This is a genomic window from Streptococcus sp. 27098_8_74, assembly GCF_041431705.1.
In the GTDB taxonomy this organism is placed as follows: domain Bacteria; phylum Bacillota; class Bacilli; order Lactobacillales; family Streptococcaceae; genus Streptococcus; species Streptococcus salivarius_E.
The window spans coordinates 1-15,288 of sequence record NZ_JAPVYF010000009.1; the positions used below are offsets into that span (position 1 = coordinate 1).

Here is a 15,288-nt window from a genome sequence, read left to right on the forward strand (position 1 = left end):
GGGGTATTTTAATTAATGGGGTATTAATATGAAAAAAAGGAGTCTATGATGAATTCTAAGAAAATCATTTCATCAGTTTCTTTGGCGACAGCTGTCCTTGCGACAGGTATTCTTAGTCAAGAAGCACATGCTGATAGTGTTGACACTACTACGACAACTGTCAGTCAGGCACAGTCTCAACCAGTTACTGCAGAGCAAGTTGCATCTGCAAAAGCAAGTTATGATACGAATCAAGAAGCTCAAGCACAAGCTCAGTCTGTGGTTGACAGTAAAAAGCAGGCTTTAGACACTGTTAAAGCAAATACTACAACGGCACAAGATGCTGTTGCACAAGCAGAGACAGCTGCAGCACAAGCGACAGATGTTAATATTCAGGCTGCTAAAGAGGCTATCCCAACAGCTGAAGCTAAAGTACAGGCTGCTAAAGAAGCTGTTGTAACGGCAAAAACGGATGTAACTACAAAAGAAGCTAGTCAGTCGCAAGCACAAGAAGCTGTTAATGAAGTGCAAGGTAATGTGAATCAAGCTCAGAAAGCAGTTGTAGAAGCGACACAGATTCAGTCTGAGAAACAAACAGCGGTTGATACAAGTGCAAAAGAAGTTGAAACAGCTAAACAAGGTGTCGTCAATGCACAAGCTACAGTAGCTGAGAAGACCGATAAAGTATCACAAGCTGGACAGACCGTTGAAACAGCTAAACAAAATGATGCAAAACTTGACGCTGATACAAAAGAAGCTGAAATCCATGTTGAAAAAGCAGACCAAGCCGCACAAGTTGCGAAAAGCGAAGTTGCTACAGCAAAAGTGAAAGCTGACGAGACAGCACAAGCCCTTAAAGATGCTGAATTTAATCATCCAACACATGTTGTAATGTCTGATGAATTCAAACAAAACTTTAAGCAATATGCATTTGGGTCATTGTCGGATGAGGCATTAGATAAGACTATTGCGACAGAAGCAGCATCTCGTAAATTGAATGTTGATTATATGTCAACAATTAAAGACGATACAACTGGTCCAAAATACGATATAACTAATATCCCACTTGAATTACAAACAGAATTGAGCCAATATTTCGCATATTTGGTGAACGATGTTCGCCAACAACTTGGACAACCAAAACTTGTTGTAAATACTGACACTATTAAGTTTGCGACATTAGTAGCTGAAAAATATGATAAGAATCATGATCCATTTAGTGAACATGATAACAAAGCTATCAATGAAGCAGCAAAAGAAATGGGATACTGGTATAACCGTAAAAACACAACTAATGCTTATGAAAACTTAGCTGGAAATATTCCAGATTCAGCATATGATTTGGATTCTGACGGTAACAGTACTTACAAGATTGGTGATAAAGTTGAGTTAACAAAATCAGAATTGTATAAATTAGTTGCTGAAAATGTAAACCAATTTATTTATGAAGGTAGTTCAAATGGTCATTATGGCCATGCCATCTCATTAGTAACACAACCATCAGTAGGTATTTCATTCACGGTATCACACACTGACGAAGGTTTTGGTACCGTTCCTATGATTGAAACCCATGTTCTATGCACACCGTTGACGGATAAGAGAACAGGTGGACCATTGCTAGATGCTAGCAAGAATGTACCTGATTTGAAAATCCCAGATAAGCAAGCTGCAGAAGTTGCAAACCGTGCGGCACAAGCTGCATTGGTAACAGCAACAGCACAAGCACAAGCCGCACAAACACGTTTTGAACAAGCGAAAGCTGCATATGATGCATTGGTAGCAACACCACGTCAAACAGCTGATGCTGAAGCTAAATTGGTAACAGCAAAAGCTGAATTGGCAAATGCACAAACAGCACTTGAAGCAGCTGAAAACACATTGGCAACCGTGACAGCATCACATGCTGATAAAGTAGCCGCTTTGGATATGGCAAAAGCATCACGCGATGAAGCTGTAAATGCTTTGACAGCTGCGCAAAACAAATTAGATGTAGCTAATCAAGAATTAGCACAACGTGAAACAGCAACAACAGTAGCAAAAGCAAAACTAGCTGAACTTGAACAAGCTGTGAAAGATGCTGAGCAAGCAATAATAGATGCAAAAGCTACTTATGAGCAACTTGTGAAAGCTAAAGCTAATCTTGAAACTGCTCGACAAGCTTACGCCAAAGTAGTGTCAGCACAAGATGCTGCTCAAGTTGCCTATGACAAAGCAATTGTAGCATTAACAAATGCGAAAGCTCAAACGGCATTGAGTGGCACCAAGTATACTAACTTAAAAGCTGCCTATGATGCTCGTATTGCTTATGAAGAGGCTCAACGAAAGGCAAAAGAAGAAGAAGCGCTACGCCGACAAGCTGAGCGTGATGTTAAAGCTAAACAAGTAAGACAGGGTGTGAATGGTACCCAGTCTAATCGTGTGAACTCAAGTAAATATGTTGGAGTTCAAACATTTATGTCTTCAACAAATGAAGTTCATACGACATCATTTTCTGCAGCACAAGTAGCAACAGCAGAGGCGACGCAAGCAGTCGTAAACCGTCGTGGAACGACTGACTATCAAGCGCCACTCCCACAAACTGGTGAAGCTGATACAGCAGTTTATCTTTTAGCAGGACTAGGCATGCTTGGACTTGCGGGTGTGACAACTCGTAAACGTCGTGGATAAAGTTGACTTTCCATCATATTTATTGAATAGGGGTAATGTAATATGAAAAAGATGTTATTAGGTGTTTCTCTTTTAGCTATGAGTCTTGTTTTGGTAGCCTGTAGTTCAGGTCCTAAGGGAACTTATAAGGGAAAAACTATGGGAGTTGAAGTGACACTTAAGTCTGATGGTAAGAAAGCAACCATGACCTCAGAGGCAAACTTTTTAGGAATGAGTTCTTCTCAAGATGAAGAACTTACCATTGATAAGAAGAATAAGACTATGAAATCAGATAAAGGAATCACCTATGACTATACCTTGGACGGTGATAAATTAACTTTGACTGCTAAAGGTTTGAAAGCTGAATTAACTAAAGAAAAATAATAAAAGTGGAACTATCTAGATTGTGCTAGGTAGTTCCTTTTGAAAGGGTATTATGAAAAAGAAACTATTAAGTCTTGTATTGTTGTCTAGTCTGTTGCCACTTGTCGCCTGCCAGAAGCTACCGACATCACAGACGAAAATTAAAAATTCGACTTCAACAACTTCTCAAGTTAAAGAATCACAAAATGAGGCTCCTTCAACCTCAAGTAGTTCTAGTAAAAAAGAAGATAACGAAAAACTCTATGCATCTGTTCTAGACATTTATCGTCCGATTATTGTGAATAAAAGTGTATCTTCTGTTCCTAGTGGTCTCGCCACTGATGAAGCTTATGCAACTAATATTATTTTTGATGCGGTCAATGCAGGTGAAACTATTCAATATAGTTTCGCTGATATTAATAAGGATGGTAAGGATGAACTTCTAATTGGGTCTCCTGAAAAAGTACACGTTATTTATTATCTTAATAATACGGATCAGCCTGTGTTTGCTATTAGTGCTGGGACTTCTGCCAAGGGTGGTTATTTGACTGATATGAAGATTTACAGTGATGGTACTATCTACTGTCAACAATTCCAAAGAATGAGACCTGAAGCTAAGGCAGAAACTTATGAAATTAAGAATGGAGCTTTCAATCAGACACAGTCTGTTGACTTTAGTATGGCAGATACAAAAGATGGCACAAGTCTAGTTGGTCTTAGTGGTGCTAGTTTATTTGAACTAGGTCAGGAGTCATGGAAAGATTTTAGTGATTCCAATGACAGTCAGACTAGTACAAATGAAGCTAAGAATAACTCTAGCAGTAAAGAAAGTAGTTCAACTAAATTTGATGCTAAACAGTCTGGCATGGATATTAATGCTATTCAAAAAGGTGATTTCTCTAGTATTGCTGGGACTTGGAAAAATGGTAGAGGTGACACCTTGACCTTTGATAATAACGGTTTAGTTAGTGATAAAGAGAAGGTAGCGACTGAATATGCGAAATTTACAGATGGCTACCTCACTGCAAGTACTGGTCCAAAATCAGGCGTAGGACCTGGTGGCGCAGCTATGGCATTTCTTCCTACAGGTGTATTCTTAACGAGTGCTGTTACCTCATCGAATGACAACGTAGATGACCAATCAGACAAAAATAAGGACCGTATATGGACCGGTCAGTCGCTAATTGGAACAACTGATGATAGTTATTTTTATTATAAAGTAAACTAATTTTGTTAATGTATGTTAGAGGTTAAAATATGAAGCAATTTGGTAAGTGGCTGTTAGTTGGTGTAGTGACTATTATAGCTTTGAAATATACTTATGGTCTTCTTTACAATGTTTTTCAACCATTTAGTGATTTTTTGATCACACATTTATCTTTTCCTGATTGGTTAGCAAATTTCCTAGGCGGAACCTTTCATACTAGTGTCTATGTACTTGCTGTTTGGTGGTTTTCTGGCATCCTTGGTCTGATTCCTCGTCTTGGTCAGTTCATTGAAAAGTATGGTTGGGTAGTTTTTATTCTTTCGTGGTTTGGTATTAGTGCAACAATAATTATTGCCCTCCTAGTTCTGGCAGCTATAGCTATTTGTTATTTATTCTCAGAAACAATAAATGAGCCAAGTGAAAGTAACACGATATCGGGTGGTATGGATACTTCTGTTCAGAATAATATTCGCTGTCAAGATGACAGAAACAAGGCATTGGATGAACGTGACCGTATTGAGAGAGGTTTACTACATCAGAAACGTTGTGAAGAACGTGCGGGAAATCAAGCAAATGCACGATATTATCAGGATGCAATTGATGCTAATCGGAGGAATGCTCCTCGTTGATCGTCTTTCGGCCTTTGACCCAAGTTATATCAACCTTCACGGTAACGAAACACTATACAATATGCTTGTCTGAGGACAGGTTCAGATAATGAAAAAAGAATCGACGAACGTCGGTTCTTTTCTACTTTAACTTAGCTATAAAATGTCACTAGGCCTTATCTTCAAACTAAAACCCCAGTATTTCTACTGAGGTTTTCTTTATTCGATAATTAAGAGTCCATCTTTGATGGCGAATGGATTGTCTTTATTGATGCGGTCGTAGAACATGATACCGTTAGTATGGTCGATTTCATGTTGAACAACGATTGAGTTGTAACCACGGAGTTTAACACGTTGCTTTTCGCCTTCTTTGTTGAAGTATTCAACAGTTACACGAGCATGACGAACCACGTAACCAGGAACGTCGCGGTCAACTGAGAGGCATCCTTCGCCATCGCCCAAAGCAGCATCTTGAACAGAATGGGCAACTACTTTAGGGTTGTACATGATTTCTTGAAGGCTATATGCTTCTTTTGGTGGATTACCTTCAGCGTCTTCAGGGTTTGGAACGAGAACAGCGATAATGCGTTTTGAAATATCTAATTGAGGGGCTGCAAGACCGACTCCCCCACGAAGCCCCATTTTTTCGGCAATAACAGGATCTTGTGAGTTACGAAGAAACTGCATCATTTTTTCGCCTAGGATAATGTCTTCGTCTGATAGTGGGAAGGTTACATCTTCAGCGACAGCACGCAAGGTTGGATTTCCTTCGCGAATGATATCATTCATATCAATCATATGGCTGGCGCGGATAATTTTGGTTTGAGCGTCCATTTGTTTACCTCTATTTTCTTTGATTTACTTGTTTATAACTATAGCACAAAAGGGTTGAAAATTAAACCATCAAGGGTTAAAGTGAGGCTTTTTCTAATCGATAAAAGCCAGTTTTTCCAAGGTTTTTTTCTCTAAAATACGATAGGTTTTAAAGGCCTCTTTTTCGATAATTCCCTGGTCGATAAATTGTTTGATGACTCGCTGTACATGACGATAGCTAGTCCCAAAACGGGAAGCTAAAATGGATGGCGATAATTGAAAGATATTCTCTTCTTCACTATTCAAAATATGGGTGGCCAGACGCTCTTTGACAGAGTAGCTCGCATTCGTTGAAGCAGTGATACCTTGCTTATGCAGTGCCCTAGCCAGGTTACGTCCAATTTGGTAGAGAAAAACAGGGTCTTTGAGGAGTTCTTCTTTATTATTTAATGGGAGCTGAACTGCTTGAACCTCTTCTAAAGCAATGACTGATGATCCTGCTGGTTGGTTGGTCATGAGTTCTACATCTCCCAATATCTGAGGCTGATTGAGCGTTTCTAGGATATGTTCTTTACCATTGAAGAGAGAACGAACAATTTTTACCTTTCCTGATAAAATGTAGGTCAGCTCAGTGATAGCTTGCCCTTGGGTACAAATATAATCGTTCTTTTGAAAGGTGACTTTCTGTAATTGGTTGAGGTAGGGGGGTGGAAAGACCTGGTCAAGTTGAGGTCTTATGGTATGATTACGCATACATCTCCTTTTTTAGGACCTAGGTCCTATTTTTTAAAGTCTCCTTAGATTATAATGAAAAAATAACTATTAGACAAGTAAGGAAAGGATGTTCTTATCCCTATATTATGACACGAATTTTAGAAAAAATGAGCCTGCTTGGGCTATCCTTGCTCTTGATTTCGGCCTTTTCGATTTCAACAGCGTTACCACCTATGTTGGACTACTATAGCCCAACCTTTTCTGCCGCGCAAGTGGAGCTTCTAGTATCTGTCCCTTCATTTTCCGTAGTAGCGATGCTCTTGCTTAATTCATTTATTGACAAATGGCTAAGTGATAGACAGCTAATTGTGACTGGATTGCTCTTACTTAGTAGTGCTGGGATTTTTCCTTTTTTTGTACAAGCCTATCCTCTTGTCTTATTGTCACGTATTGCTTTTGGAATGGGGATTGGTCTTATCAATGCTAAGGCGATTGCCATCATCAGTCAACGTTATCAAGGTAAAGAGCGAGTTCAGATGTTAGGTATTCGTGGCTCCATGGAGTTGATTGGTGGAGCTTCTTGTTCTCTTTTAGTTGGACAATTACTGAAAATTCATTGGACCTTTGCCTTCCTTATCTATGGTTTTGGTTTTGTGATTTTGATTATGTATCTCCTTTTTGTGCCAACGATGGAGCAAGTGGAGAAGAAGCAGATTACAAAAAGAAAACAAGTTCTGAACAAAAAAGACCTTGGTATGATTCTTGGCATGGCTCTTTTAGCAGGTTTTGTCATCTGTATCAATTCTTCGATTAGTTTGCGCGTGCCTCTGTTTCAAGTTGCCGGTAAGACTATTGAGAGTGGTCAATCAGCCTTAGTACTGAGTTTAGAGCAGGGAATTGGAATTGTAGCTGGACTGAGCTTCGCCTCGCTTATAGGACATTTTAAAAATCGTCTTTTGACTATAGTGATGTTCTTGTTAGCGGTTTGTCTCTTTGGGATGTCAGTGGCTGGTAACTTACCGATTTTGATTTTATCTTCAGTTGGTGTTGGTTTCTTCTATAGTATTGTTTTGACAATTATCTTTAATCGACTTTCTGAGTCTATTGATAGAAATCTGTTGAACAAGGCGACAGCCTATGTCCTCTTAGGGTGTAACCTAGGGTCAGCTATTTCCCCTTATGTTTTGAAATTATTGGCACTCATATCTCCAAGTTTTAGTTGGATTTTTCTAGCCTATGCTATCGTAAGTTTCCTACTTTTCCTTGGATTTTTTCTGAATGCAAAAATGGTTAAAAAAGTCTAAGCTTCAAAAACTTAATCAGTGAAATCTTGCGATTGACAAAGATTAGTAGATGAGCTAAAATAGAGAGGTCGTAAAGACAAACCAACTCTTTCTTGGTTTTAGGAGAGCCAATCCTAAGACTCGGATGGAGCAAAAAAAGGAGAAAAAACATGGCAATCTCAAAAGAGAAAAAAAATGAAATCATTGCTCAATACGCACGTCACGAAGGTGACACTGGTTCAGTAGAGGTTCAAGTTGCTGTCCTTACTTGGGAAATCAACCACCTTAACGAACACATTAAACAACACAAAAAAGACCACGCTACTTACCGTGGTTTGATGAAAAAAATCGGTCACCGTCGTAACTTGTTGGCATACCTTCGCCGCACAGACGTTAACCGTTACCGTGAGTTGATTAGCTCACTCGGACTTCGTCGTTAATTCAAGATACAAGTGCCTAGGCCTTGTTCAATTGAATACACGAAAATGGAACTGCTCTATGATGGGGCAGTTTTTCTTTTTCACTCGGATTTTACCCGAGTGAAAAACAGCTCTCTAGATATAGAGGGCTGTTTTTTTGTATTCCTCTAAAAATTTTCTGACGATGATTAATCTATCGAACAAAAAAACTCCAAAATTAATTCTGGAAGTTTTTCTATTTTAAAATCTTTTTGATAACTGTTTGAAATTGAGGGAGTTGATGGATAGCAGTTCCGATAAGGATACCTAACATATTTAAGGTGATATCTCCCAAATCAAAGACTCCTAAATGTCCGAAGTACTGAATGGATTCGACGGAGAAAAGGGTAAGGAGACAGAGTAGGAGATTACTCAATCGTGAAGAAAAGAGGAGTCCCAGAGGGATGAACATTAACAGGTTCATGATGGGAACGAAGTGGCTGCCCCAGTATAATTCCCGAGCGAAGGAGAGGGGGTTAAGTGAGAGACCTTGGGTACCAATGTTTTTCAAGAAAAGTAGGTAGAAGAGAGCAAGAAAGTAAATGAAGTAGAGTAGGAGTAGTGTCTGTTTTTTCAGCTTTCTAGTAAGAAGGAGTTTCAAAAAAGCGTAGACAAAGTAACTCAGTAGGACAATAATGACTAGGTTGAGTAAGACTTGAAAGTAGGAGCCATAATGGGCGATGTAATGAACGTACTGTTCGAGATGCCCCCTATAAAACCAATAAGACAAGGCCAGTGAGAGCATTCCTAGTAAGATGTTACTCAATGTTTTTAATGTTTTTGCCACTTTGCTCCTCCATTTGCATATGATGAGTACACATTATATCAAAAAAACGTTTAAAGAAAGTTAAGAAACTGTAACGAAGTTTTGATAGAATAAAAGGATAAGGCAGAATCAAAGACTAAAAAAGGACTTTGAAACAGCAACTCTACTTTTGACTAACAATTTAATGATTTTTGTAAACAGGCTATGAAAGCTTATAAAATAATTAAATTTTAAAAATTAGGAGTCAGCATCTTGTTTCAGGATTATTAAAATGTTATTATATAGTAGTGAATTTTTAACATAAAAAGGAGTTCGTCTTATGAATAAAAAGGTTTTGGCGACAGCCGGAATTGCAGCACTTGCAGTTTCTGCTACAGTTGCTAAAGCTGATGAGGTAACGACAAACGATCAAGCCTCAACAACAGCATCAGTATCATCGACAGCTACACAAGCTGTCCCAACTCAAGCCCAACTCGAAGCGGCTAGAGAAGAAGCCAGCGCTGCAAATCAAGCAGTATCGCAACAAGAGTCAGTTGTTGCTAATCATGAAGCAGCTGCAAACCAGGCTCAAGCAAACCTAGCGACAGCAGATGCTAACTTGCAAAAGGCACAAACAGCAGCCGATGAAGCAAGTCCAGAAACTATTGCTGCCGCTCAAGGTCAAGTAACTACTGCTGAAAATGCAGCTAAGGAAGCTAAGTCAGCAGTCGAAACAGCTCAATCAGCAGAAAAAACTGCTAAAGATGCAGCAGACAAACAGCAAGCTGTCGTTAATACAGATCAAGCTAATGTCAATGCTAAAGCTACTGAAGTGGCTAATGCTCAAAAATCAGTAGATGCCGCTAAAGCAGCTCTTAATGGTTCTAGTGCTTCTGAGGCAGCTTCAAACCAAGCTAAAGCACAATCAGCTTTTGATGCTGCAACAGCAGCTGAGAAAAAAGCTCAAGAAGAATTGGCAGCCGCTCAGGCAGCTGATAAAGAAAAAGCTACTGCTATTTCAGCTAAAGAAGGGCAATTGACTGCAGATCAAAATGCAGCAAACCAAGCTAAAGCAGCTTATGAGACTGCTCAAACAGTAGCTAATGAAAAGGCAGCTGCTCTTGCAGCCGCTGAAGCAGCTAAGAAAAAAGCAGAATCTTCAACAAGTTCAACAGCTAATGTTCGTCAAAAATTCTCAGTGTCACAAGAGTATGTCAATGCTCTTAAGATTCATGAGTCTAAAACAGCGACAGCAGCAGAAAAAGCTCAAGCTGAACAAGTCTTGAAGAACGTTAATAAACGTGATCGTGGTAACAATAGTTATCAAGATAATGAAGCGGATAAAAATGTTAAAATTAGTGATTTGAATAATCTTAGTGAAGCTCAAATTACAGATTTGTCATTGTATGCTTCAAGTTTGATTAACCAAATTCGTACAGCCTTTGGTACAACTCAAACATCTGTTTCAAAAGGTAGTGTTCTTGCAGCTGATCGTGTTTCAGATGGTTATGTAGCAGATAACTGGGGTTGGGAAGCTATTACCCATAAAAGACATGATAGTGCCGCCCTTGACCGTGCTGGTAAGTCATTTAATAGTGTAAGTATTGGTGAAAACCTTAATACATGGCAAGGTTTGACAGGACCATTTACACTTAACGACATTAAGAAATATGTCTATGAAGCTATGCTCGACTTCATGTTTAATGGTAATGAGTGGAACCATGCTCGTTCTATCTCTGGACTTACAGCAGATGGTGGTGAGGCTTACATTGGTACAGACATCAGTGTTGTTGCCGGTGCCTTTAACGTTCACGTAAACAATGTCAATAAAAATTCTATCGCTTCTGATAGTAGCTTTGACACAACTAAGATTGCTAACCCATATGTAGGTAACCAATCTCAACCATCTTCAAATGCAAATCTAGCAGCTGCAAAAGCAGCTTATGAAGCTGCTAAACAAGCTAACGATCAAGCTCAAAGTGATTTGGCTAGCAAGAAATCTGCTTCTGAGTCAGCAACTCTTAAACTTAAGAATACTCAATCAGAACTTGCAGCACTTAAAGCGACTGCAAGCAAGTTGGCAGCTGCTCAGAATAACCTTTCTGAAAAACAAGCAGCCCTTGCGACTGCTAAATCAGAATTGGAAAAAGCGAATGCTGCAGTTGAAAATCTTAATGCTAATGCACAAGAAAAAGCAGCAGCCCTTAGCAAAGCTCAAGCAACTCTTGATGAAAAACAAGCAGAGCTTCAAACAGCTAAAGATAAACTTGCGACAAGTTCTGCGACCTTGCAACGTTTGACAAATGCATACAACGCTGCTAAGCAAGATACTGCTAAGAAACAAGTAGCATTGACACAAGCTAACCAAGCTTTGGCTTCTGCTAAGAACCGTGTAGCAGCTCTTACAAATGCTTCAGCTAACCTAGCTAAGGCTAAGGCAGAACGTGCAACGGCCTTTGCTAAATTTACTGCGGCGAAAGGTGCTCTTTCAACTGAACGTGCGAAACTGGTTGAATTGTCTGCTAAACGTGATAAATTAACGAGCGAATACACGACTGTTCAAACAGCTTTCGATAACTATATGAAAGCTAAGGCAGACAAAGAGCTTCAAACACAATTGGCTAAAGAGTATGCTAACATCATCTCTAAAGGTCTTACACCAGTACCTGTTTACGATGTAGATGGTAAAGTTTTTGCTTTCACAACACAAGAAAAAGCAGCTCAAACGGCGGCTCAAATTCCTGTAAATTATGGTCAAGCAAAAGCAGAGAAACAAGCTCCTGTACAAGAAACAGACAGCTTGCCAGAAACAGGTGAGTCAACTGCAGTAGGATTCAGTCTTGTAGGTCTCTTTATGACACTATTGGCTTTCCTTGGTTTTGTTGACAGACGTACACGTCGTAACTAATCATAGACAAAAAAACGGCATCTGCCGTTTTTTTATTATGAAAATGCAATCTTCTACTGAGCCTTTCCTTATGTGATGACGGACGTCAGCGACCTTCTGCGAAGTTCCATGACTAAGTTTTGAGTCTAATGTCTCAAAACTTCCGAATGCCTGAAAACTAAATAGTTTTCAGGCATTTTTTTCACATAGGAAAGACTCATTTGCTGATTAATATATTATCAACAAACAATAATTATTTTAAAAGTATAGAGCAGAATCATATTCAATTTGATAATGGAGTTTAGTTTATCTTTTATATGAAATATTCTTAAGCGACTTTTGATATTAATTTAAAGCAATATTCTAGATAATCTTCTATTTCAGATTTAGAGAATTTGTGAAAATTAATGACTCCTAAAAATCCGATATGGCTTCTGAAAAATTTGGTGTGGTCCATAGTGGTTGATACTAATATCAGAATAGATTTTGGTTCTATTTGTCTGATTTTTTTGGAGATATGTAATCCATCCCAAGGTTCTAGTTGAGGATCGTATATGATAAAATAGACATTAGTGGGGGTACCTAGTTTTTGTTTTTGAATATCACCTTGTCTATGTTTAATTTTTAATCTGGTATTAGGGTATTTTTTCTTAAGCAATTGTTTAAGGATTTTGGTCAGTGGTTGTTGATATCTAAATGGTTGAATTATATAGATTTTATCACTCATAATTTTACCTTTCTTTTTATTATCAATTTTATCATGATGAGTAAATAAGAGGTTTGACTTGTCGTGAATGGTGTTTATTTTGTAATGGTAGAGATAATTTTACCGTTTATGACAAAAAAAGTACCGTTGGATGTAATTTTAGTTTTTTAAGAGAACTCTTTGTTATGATTAAATTATGTTATAGTAAGGGGGAAATGATGGATTATATTGTTGCTAAAAAAGATAGCATGTCGGTTAAAATCCCAATTGGAGAGATTCTATATATCGGTACAATGTCAGATTGTCCAAGACTTTTGCAGTTTATAACTGATAATGGAATTTTTGAGGCTTATGGAAAAATAAAAGACTTTGAAATAGATATGGGGTTAGTTTTTAGGCGCTGTCATAGAAAATATTTAGTTAATCTTAAGCGTATAAAAGCTATTGATTTAGGAACTAGACGAATTATGTTTGATAATAGTAAAGTTAATTCCATTGTCTGTTCGCGACGAAAACTTACTGAAGTTTTAAAGGATTGGAAGAATTAATAGTTTAAGAGGATATGTATGTTAAATATTTTTGTTCTAGAAGATGATTTTTTTCAGCAAACTCGTATTGAGACAGCGATTAAGAAATGTATGTCTGATAATAAAATGAGGTATAGGTATTTAGAAGTCTTTGGTAAGCCTCAACAGTTGTTAGATGCAATTAAAGAGACAGGAAATCATCAATTTTTCTTTCTTGATATTGAAATTAAAGGAGATAAAAAGAGAGGAATGGAAATTGCGCGTGAAATCCGTGAAAAAGATCCTAGTGCGTCGATTGTCTTTGTGACGACTCACTCAGAATTTATGCCAGTCACCTACAGTTACCGTGTATCTGCTTTGGACTTTATCGACAAAGGGTTAAGTGATCAAGATTATCAGGAAGCTATTTCGTCTGTTTTGATACATGCTACTGGTAGTGTTAATAAAACAATAGGTGAAGATTCATTTTGTTTTAAATCAGAACATTCTCAAATACAAGTTCCTTTTTCAGATATTCTTTATTTTGAGACCTCACCTACGATTCATAAGGTAATTTTAACGACGAAGAAAGGCCATATGGAATTTTATGGTAAAGTTTCAGATATTGCGAAGGCAGACAAAAGGCTCTACCAAAGTCATAGATCTTATGTAGTGAATCCAGAGAATATTATTCGTATTGACAAATCAAATCATACTGTTTTCTTTGAAAATGATGAATCTTGTTTTGTATCTCGTATGAAATTAAAAGGTTTAGTTGAGAGGATTACTTTGAGATGAAATTTGAGTATGAGGGAGTATTTTTTATTGGGTGGGTTATTAGATTAGTCATCTTTCAACAAGTTAGTGATTACAAATTTAAAGTTAGACACTTATTTATTATTCCTATTTTATTTACTCTTGTGGAATACTTTTTTTATGATATTGTATTCTGGGGTGAATTCTTTTTCCTACCTTTAATTGTTTTATTCATAAAAACAAAAAAACATTGGTCTTGGGTTCAATCCTTATTCTATTGCTTTTTCACTTTAGCTATCTATGAGATAGTTAGTAGTTTGTCTTCTCTTTATTTTCAATTTGTATTTAAAATACCAGAGACTACTTTGGAAAATAACGTTTGGCTAGATTGGATTCCTACACTTTTATCCTTTCCTCTATATGTTTTGTTTTTAAAATTAGTAAGAATAGATTTAAATACACTGTCAAGAGAAATTAAAAATGATAAGTTAACAAGAGTTGTTTACTTATTTACTATAACAATGATTTTATATTATATATCTAGCTATATTTTACGAAGTATACCTACATTAGAGTATGCGGGCTGGATCTCTTTTAATATAGAAGATATATATATTAATAGGGTAATTATTTATAGTTACTTTCCAATATTCTTGGGTTTTTTATTATACATTCAGTATCTTGTTAAAGAAAATATAAATAGGGAGCTAGAAAAAATTAAGGACTCACAGATTTCATCGATGAGTATTTATAGTGAGCATATAGAGTCATTGTATAAAGAAATCAAGAGTTTTCGTCATGATTATACAAACATATTAGTTAGTTTAAATGAATCCATAAAAAATAGAGACATAGATGGGATTGAAAGCATATATGATTCAGTGCTTTTGGATTCAGATAAAACTTTTTATAATACGCATTATGATATTGCTAACTTGGTAAATCTAGAGGATTTAGCAATGAAATCTATTGTTTCAGCAAAAATGTTTGAGGCACAAAGTAAGGGGATTAGACTTTCTATAGAGATAGAAAAGGTTATTAAAGCTCCGGCTAGTATAGATTCAATAGATTTGTTGAAATTATTAGCCATCTTTTTGGATAATGCTATAGAGTCCTCATTGGAATCAGCTTCACCAGAGCTTTCATTTGTATATTTTCAAGAAGAAAATCGTAAAATAATGATTATTGAAAATTCAACAAAGCAGGAGAGAATTAATACAAAGGCCATTTTTAATTATGGCTACTCAACTAAAGGTAATGGTAGAGGGATAGGGCTAGCTAATGTATATGAGATTCTATCGACTTACAGTAGAGTATATTTAAAAACTTATAGTAATGAGTATAAATTTCGACAAGAATTGGTTTTTGAAGATTAAAAAGTAGACATATAATTCATGTCTACTTTTTTGTATTTAGGAAATCTTTCAAGATTGAACAAAGATATATTAATACTGAAATAGTGCAATTATAAATATTAGTGTTGCTACTAAAAAGAATTATCTGTAATTTTTTGCCCGTTTATTACTAATAATGTGCTGTTTATTATATTTAAGATGCGAACTATTAAGTTTAATATATACTAATTTTTGTAAGAGCAAGTTCAGAAAAATACTTAGC

At 36.9% G+C, this 15,288-nt stretch carries 14 protein-coding genes; 10 read left to right on the plus strand and 4 right to left on the minus strand.

Features of this window, described 5'->3' with window-relative positions; translation table 11 throughout:
- Window positions 1-48: 48 nt before the first annotated feature.
- The 4 genes from O3670_RS04685 to O3670_RS04700 are packed head-to-tail and all read left to right on the plus strand — an operon-like array spanning window position 49 to window position 4,824.
- A complete protein-coding gene (locus tag O3670_RS04685; protein WP_037600118.1) occupies window positions 49-2,646 on the plus strand; it encodes an SEC10/PgrA surface exclusion domain-containing protein in 2,598 nt (865 codons plus the stop codon).
- Between the two features lie 42 nt (window positions 2,647-2,688).
- Window positions 2,689-3,009: a hypothetical protein gene (locus tag O3670_RS04690; protein WP_037600124.1), complete on the plus strand. Its 321-nt coding sequence runs from the start codon at window positions 2,689-2,691 to the stop codon at window positions 3,007-3,009.
- 52 nt (window positions 3,010-3,061) lie between these two features.
- Complete coding sequence (locus O3670_RS04695) at window positions 3,062-4,216, plus strand: DUF6287 domain-containing protein (RefSeq protein ID WP_037600126.1); 1,155 nt, start codon at window positions 3,062-3,064, stop codon at window positions 4,214-4,216.
- A 29-nt stretch (window positions 4,217-4,245) separates the two neighbouring features.
- On the plus strand, window positions 4,246-4,824 hold the full coding sequence (locus tag O3670_RS04700) for a hypothetical protein (RefSeq protein ID WP_037600127.1): 579 nt from the start codon (window positions 4,246-4,248) through the stop codon (window positions 4,822-4,824).
- Window positions 4,825-5,022: 198 nt separating this feature from the next.
- On the opposite strand, the gene def is transcribed toward O3670_RS04700, so the two are convergent.
- Window positions 5,023-5,637, minus strand: a complete 615-nt coding sequence (gene def / locus O3670_RS04705; protein WP_002883663.1) for a peptide deformylase — start codon at window positions 5,635-5,637, stop codon at window positions 5,023-5,025.
- A gap of 93 nt (window positions 5,638-5,730) precedes the next feature.
- Complete coding sequence (locus O3670_RS04710) at window positions 5,731-6,369, minus strand: Crp/Fnr family transcriptional regulator (protein WP_038675173.1); 639 nt, start codon at window positions 6,367-6,369, stop codon at window positions 5,731-5,733.
- Between the two features lie 107 nt (window positions 6,370-6,476).
- Between O3670_RS04710 and O3670_RS04715 the strand changes: the two genes are divergently transcribed.
- On the plus strand, window positions 6,477-7,634 hold the full coding sequence (locus O3670_RS04715) for an MFS transporter (protein ID WP_038675176.1): 1,158 nt from the start codon (window positions 6,477-6,479) through the stop codon (window positions 7,632-7,634).
- Window positions 7,635-7,783: 149 nt separating this feature from the next.
- A complete protein-coding gene (gene rpsO / locus O3670_RS04720; RefSeq protein WP_002883618.1) occupies window positions 7,784-8,053 on the plus strand; it encodes a 30S ribosomal protein S15 in 270 nt (89 codons plus the stop codon).
- Window positions 8,054-8,267: 214 nt separating this feature from the next.
- Here the strand turns inward: rpsO and O3670_RS04725 are convergent, their stop codons facing one another.
- On the minus strand, window positions 8,268-8,816 hold the full coding sequence (locus O3670_RS04725; protein WP_052124411.1) for a VanZ family protein: 549 nt from the start codon (window positions 8,814-8,816) through the stop codon (window positions 8,268-8,270).
- Between the two features lie 340 nt (window positions 8,817-9,156).
- On the opposite strand from O3670_RS04725, the gene O3670_RS04730 reads away from it, so the two are divergent.
- A complete protein-coding gene (locus O3670_RS04730; protein WP_371595846.1) occupies window positions 9,157-11,724 on the plus strand; it encodes an SEC10/PgrA surface exclusion domain-containing protein in 2,568 nt (855 codons plus the stop codon).
- Window positions 11,725-12,031: 307 nt separating this feature from the next.
- Here O3670_RS04730 and O3670_RS04735 read toward each other — a convergent pair whose 3' ends face one another.
- Window positions 12,032-12,430 carry a hypothetical protein gene (locus O3670_RS04735; protein ID WP_371595847.1) on the minus strand — a complete coding sequence of 133 codons (399 nt, stop codon included), beginning with the start codon at window positions 12,428-12,430 and terminating at the stop codon, window positions 12,032-12,034.
- A gap of 53 nt (window positions 12,431-12,483) precedes the next feature.
- On the opposite strand from O3670_RS04735, the gene O3670_RS04740 reads away from it, so the two are divergent.
- Genes O3670_RS04740 through O3670_RS04750 form a run of 3 tightly spaced genes read left to right on the plus strand, consistent with a single transcriptional unit; the run spans window position 12,484 to window position 15,047 of the window.
- Entirely contained in the window at window positions 12,484-12,957 is a 474-nt protein-coding gene (locus O3670_RS04740) for a LytTR family DNA-binding domain-containing protein (RefSeq protein WP_371595848.1), read from the plus strand.
- An 18-nt stretch (window positions 12,958-12,975) separates the two neighbouring features.
- On the plus strand, window positions 12,976-13,713 hold the full coding sequence (locus tag O3670_RS04745) for a response regulator transcription factor (protein WP_002889752.1): 738 nt from the start codon (window positions 12,976-12,978) through the stop codon (window positions 13,711-13,713).
- On the plus strand, window positions 13,710-15,047 hold the full coding sequence (locus O3670_RS04750; RefSeq protein ID WP_060775841.1) for a GHKL domain-containing protein: 1,338 nt from the start codon (window positions 13,710-13,712) through the stop codon (window positions 15,045-15,047). The genes O3670_RS04745 and O3670_RS04750 overlap by 4 nt, the downstream gene beginning before the upstream one ends.
- Window positions 15,048-15,288: the final 241 nt, after the last annotated feature.

Excerpts from the sequence above, each read along its gene's own strand:
- O3670_RS04735 (WP_371595847.1), bottom strand. The coding sequence starts at position 12,430 with ATGAGTGATAAAATCTATATAATTCAACCATTTAGATATCAACAACCA.
- rpsO (WP_002883618.1), top strand. The coding sequence starts at position 7,784 with ATGGCAATCTCAAAAGAGAAAAAAAATGAAATCATTGCTCAATACGCA.
- O3670_RS04700 (WP_037600127.1), top strand. The coding sequence starts at position 4,246 with ATGAAGCAATTTGGTAAGTGGCTGTTAGTTGGTGTAGTGACTATTATA.
- def (WP_002883663.1), bottom strand. The coding sequence starts at position 5,637 with ATGGACGCTCAAACCAAAATTATCCGCGCCAGCCATATGATTGATATG.
- O3670_RS04745 (WP_002889752.1), top strand. The coding sequence starts at position 12,976 with ATGTTAAATATTTTTGTTCTAGAAGATGATTTTTTTCAGCAAACTCGT.
- O3670_RS04730 (WP_371595846.1), top strand. The coding sequence starts at position 9,157 with ATGAATAAAAAGGTTTTGGCGACAGCCGGAATTGCAGCACTTGCAGTT.
- O3670_RS04690 (WP_037600124.1), top strand. The coding sequence starts at position 2,689 with ATGAAAAAGATGTTATTAGGTGTTTCTCTTTTAGCTATGAGTCTTGTT.
- O3670_RS04750 (WP_060775841.1), top strand. The coding sequence starts at position 13,710 with ATGAAATTTGAGTATGAGGGAGTATTTTTTATTGGGTGGGTTATTAGA.
- O3670_RS04695 (WP_037600126.1), top strand. The coding sequence starts at position 3,062 with ATGAAAAAGAAACTATTAAGTCTTGTATTGTTGTCTAGTCTGTTGCCA.
- O3670_RS04725 (WP_052124411.1), bottom strand. The coding sequence starts at position 8,816 with ATGCTCTCACTGGCCTTGTCTTATTGGTTTTATAGGGGGCATCTCGAA.
- O3670_RS04710 (WP_038675173.1), bottom strand. The coding sequence starts at position 6,369 with ATGCGTAATCATACCATAAGACCTCAACTTGACCAGGTCTTTCCACCC.
- O3670_RS04685 (WP_037600118.1), top strand. The coding sequence starts at position 49 with ATGAATTCTAAGAAAATCATTTCATCAGTTTCTTTGGCGACAGCTGTC.
- O3670_RS04715 (WP_038675176.1), top strand. The coding sequence starts at position 6,477 with ATGACACGAATTTTAGAAAAAATGAGCCTGCTTGGGCTATCCTTGCTC.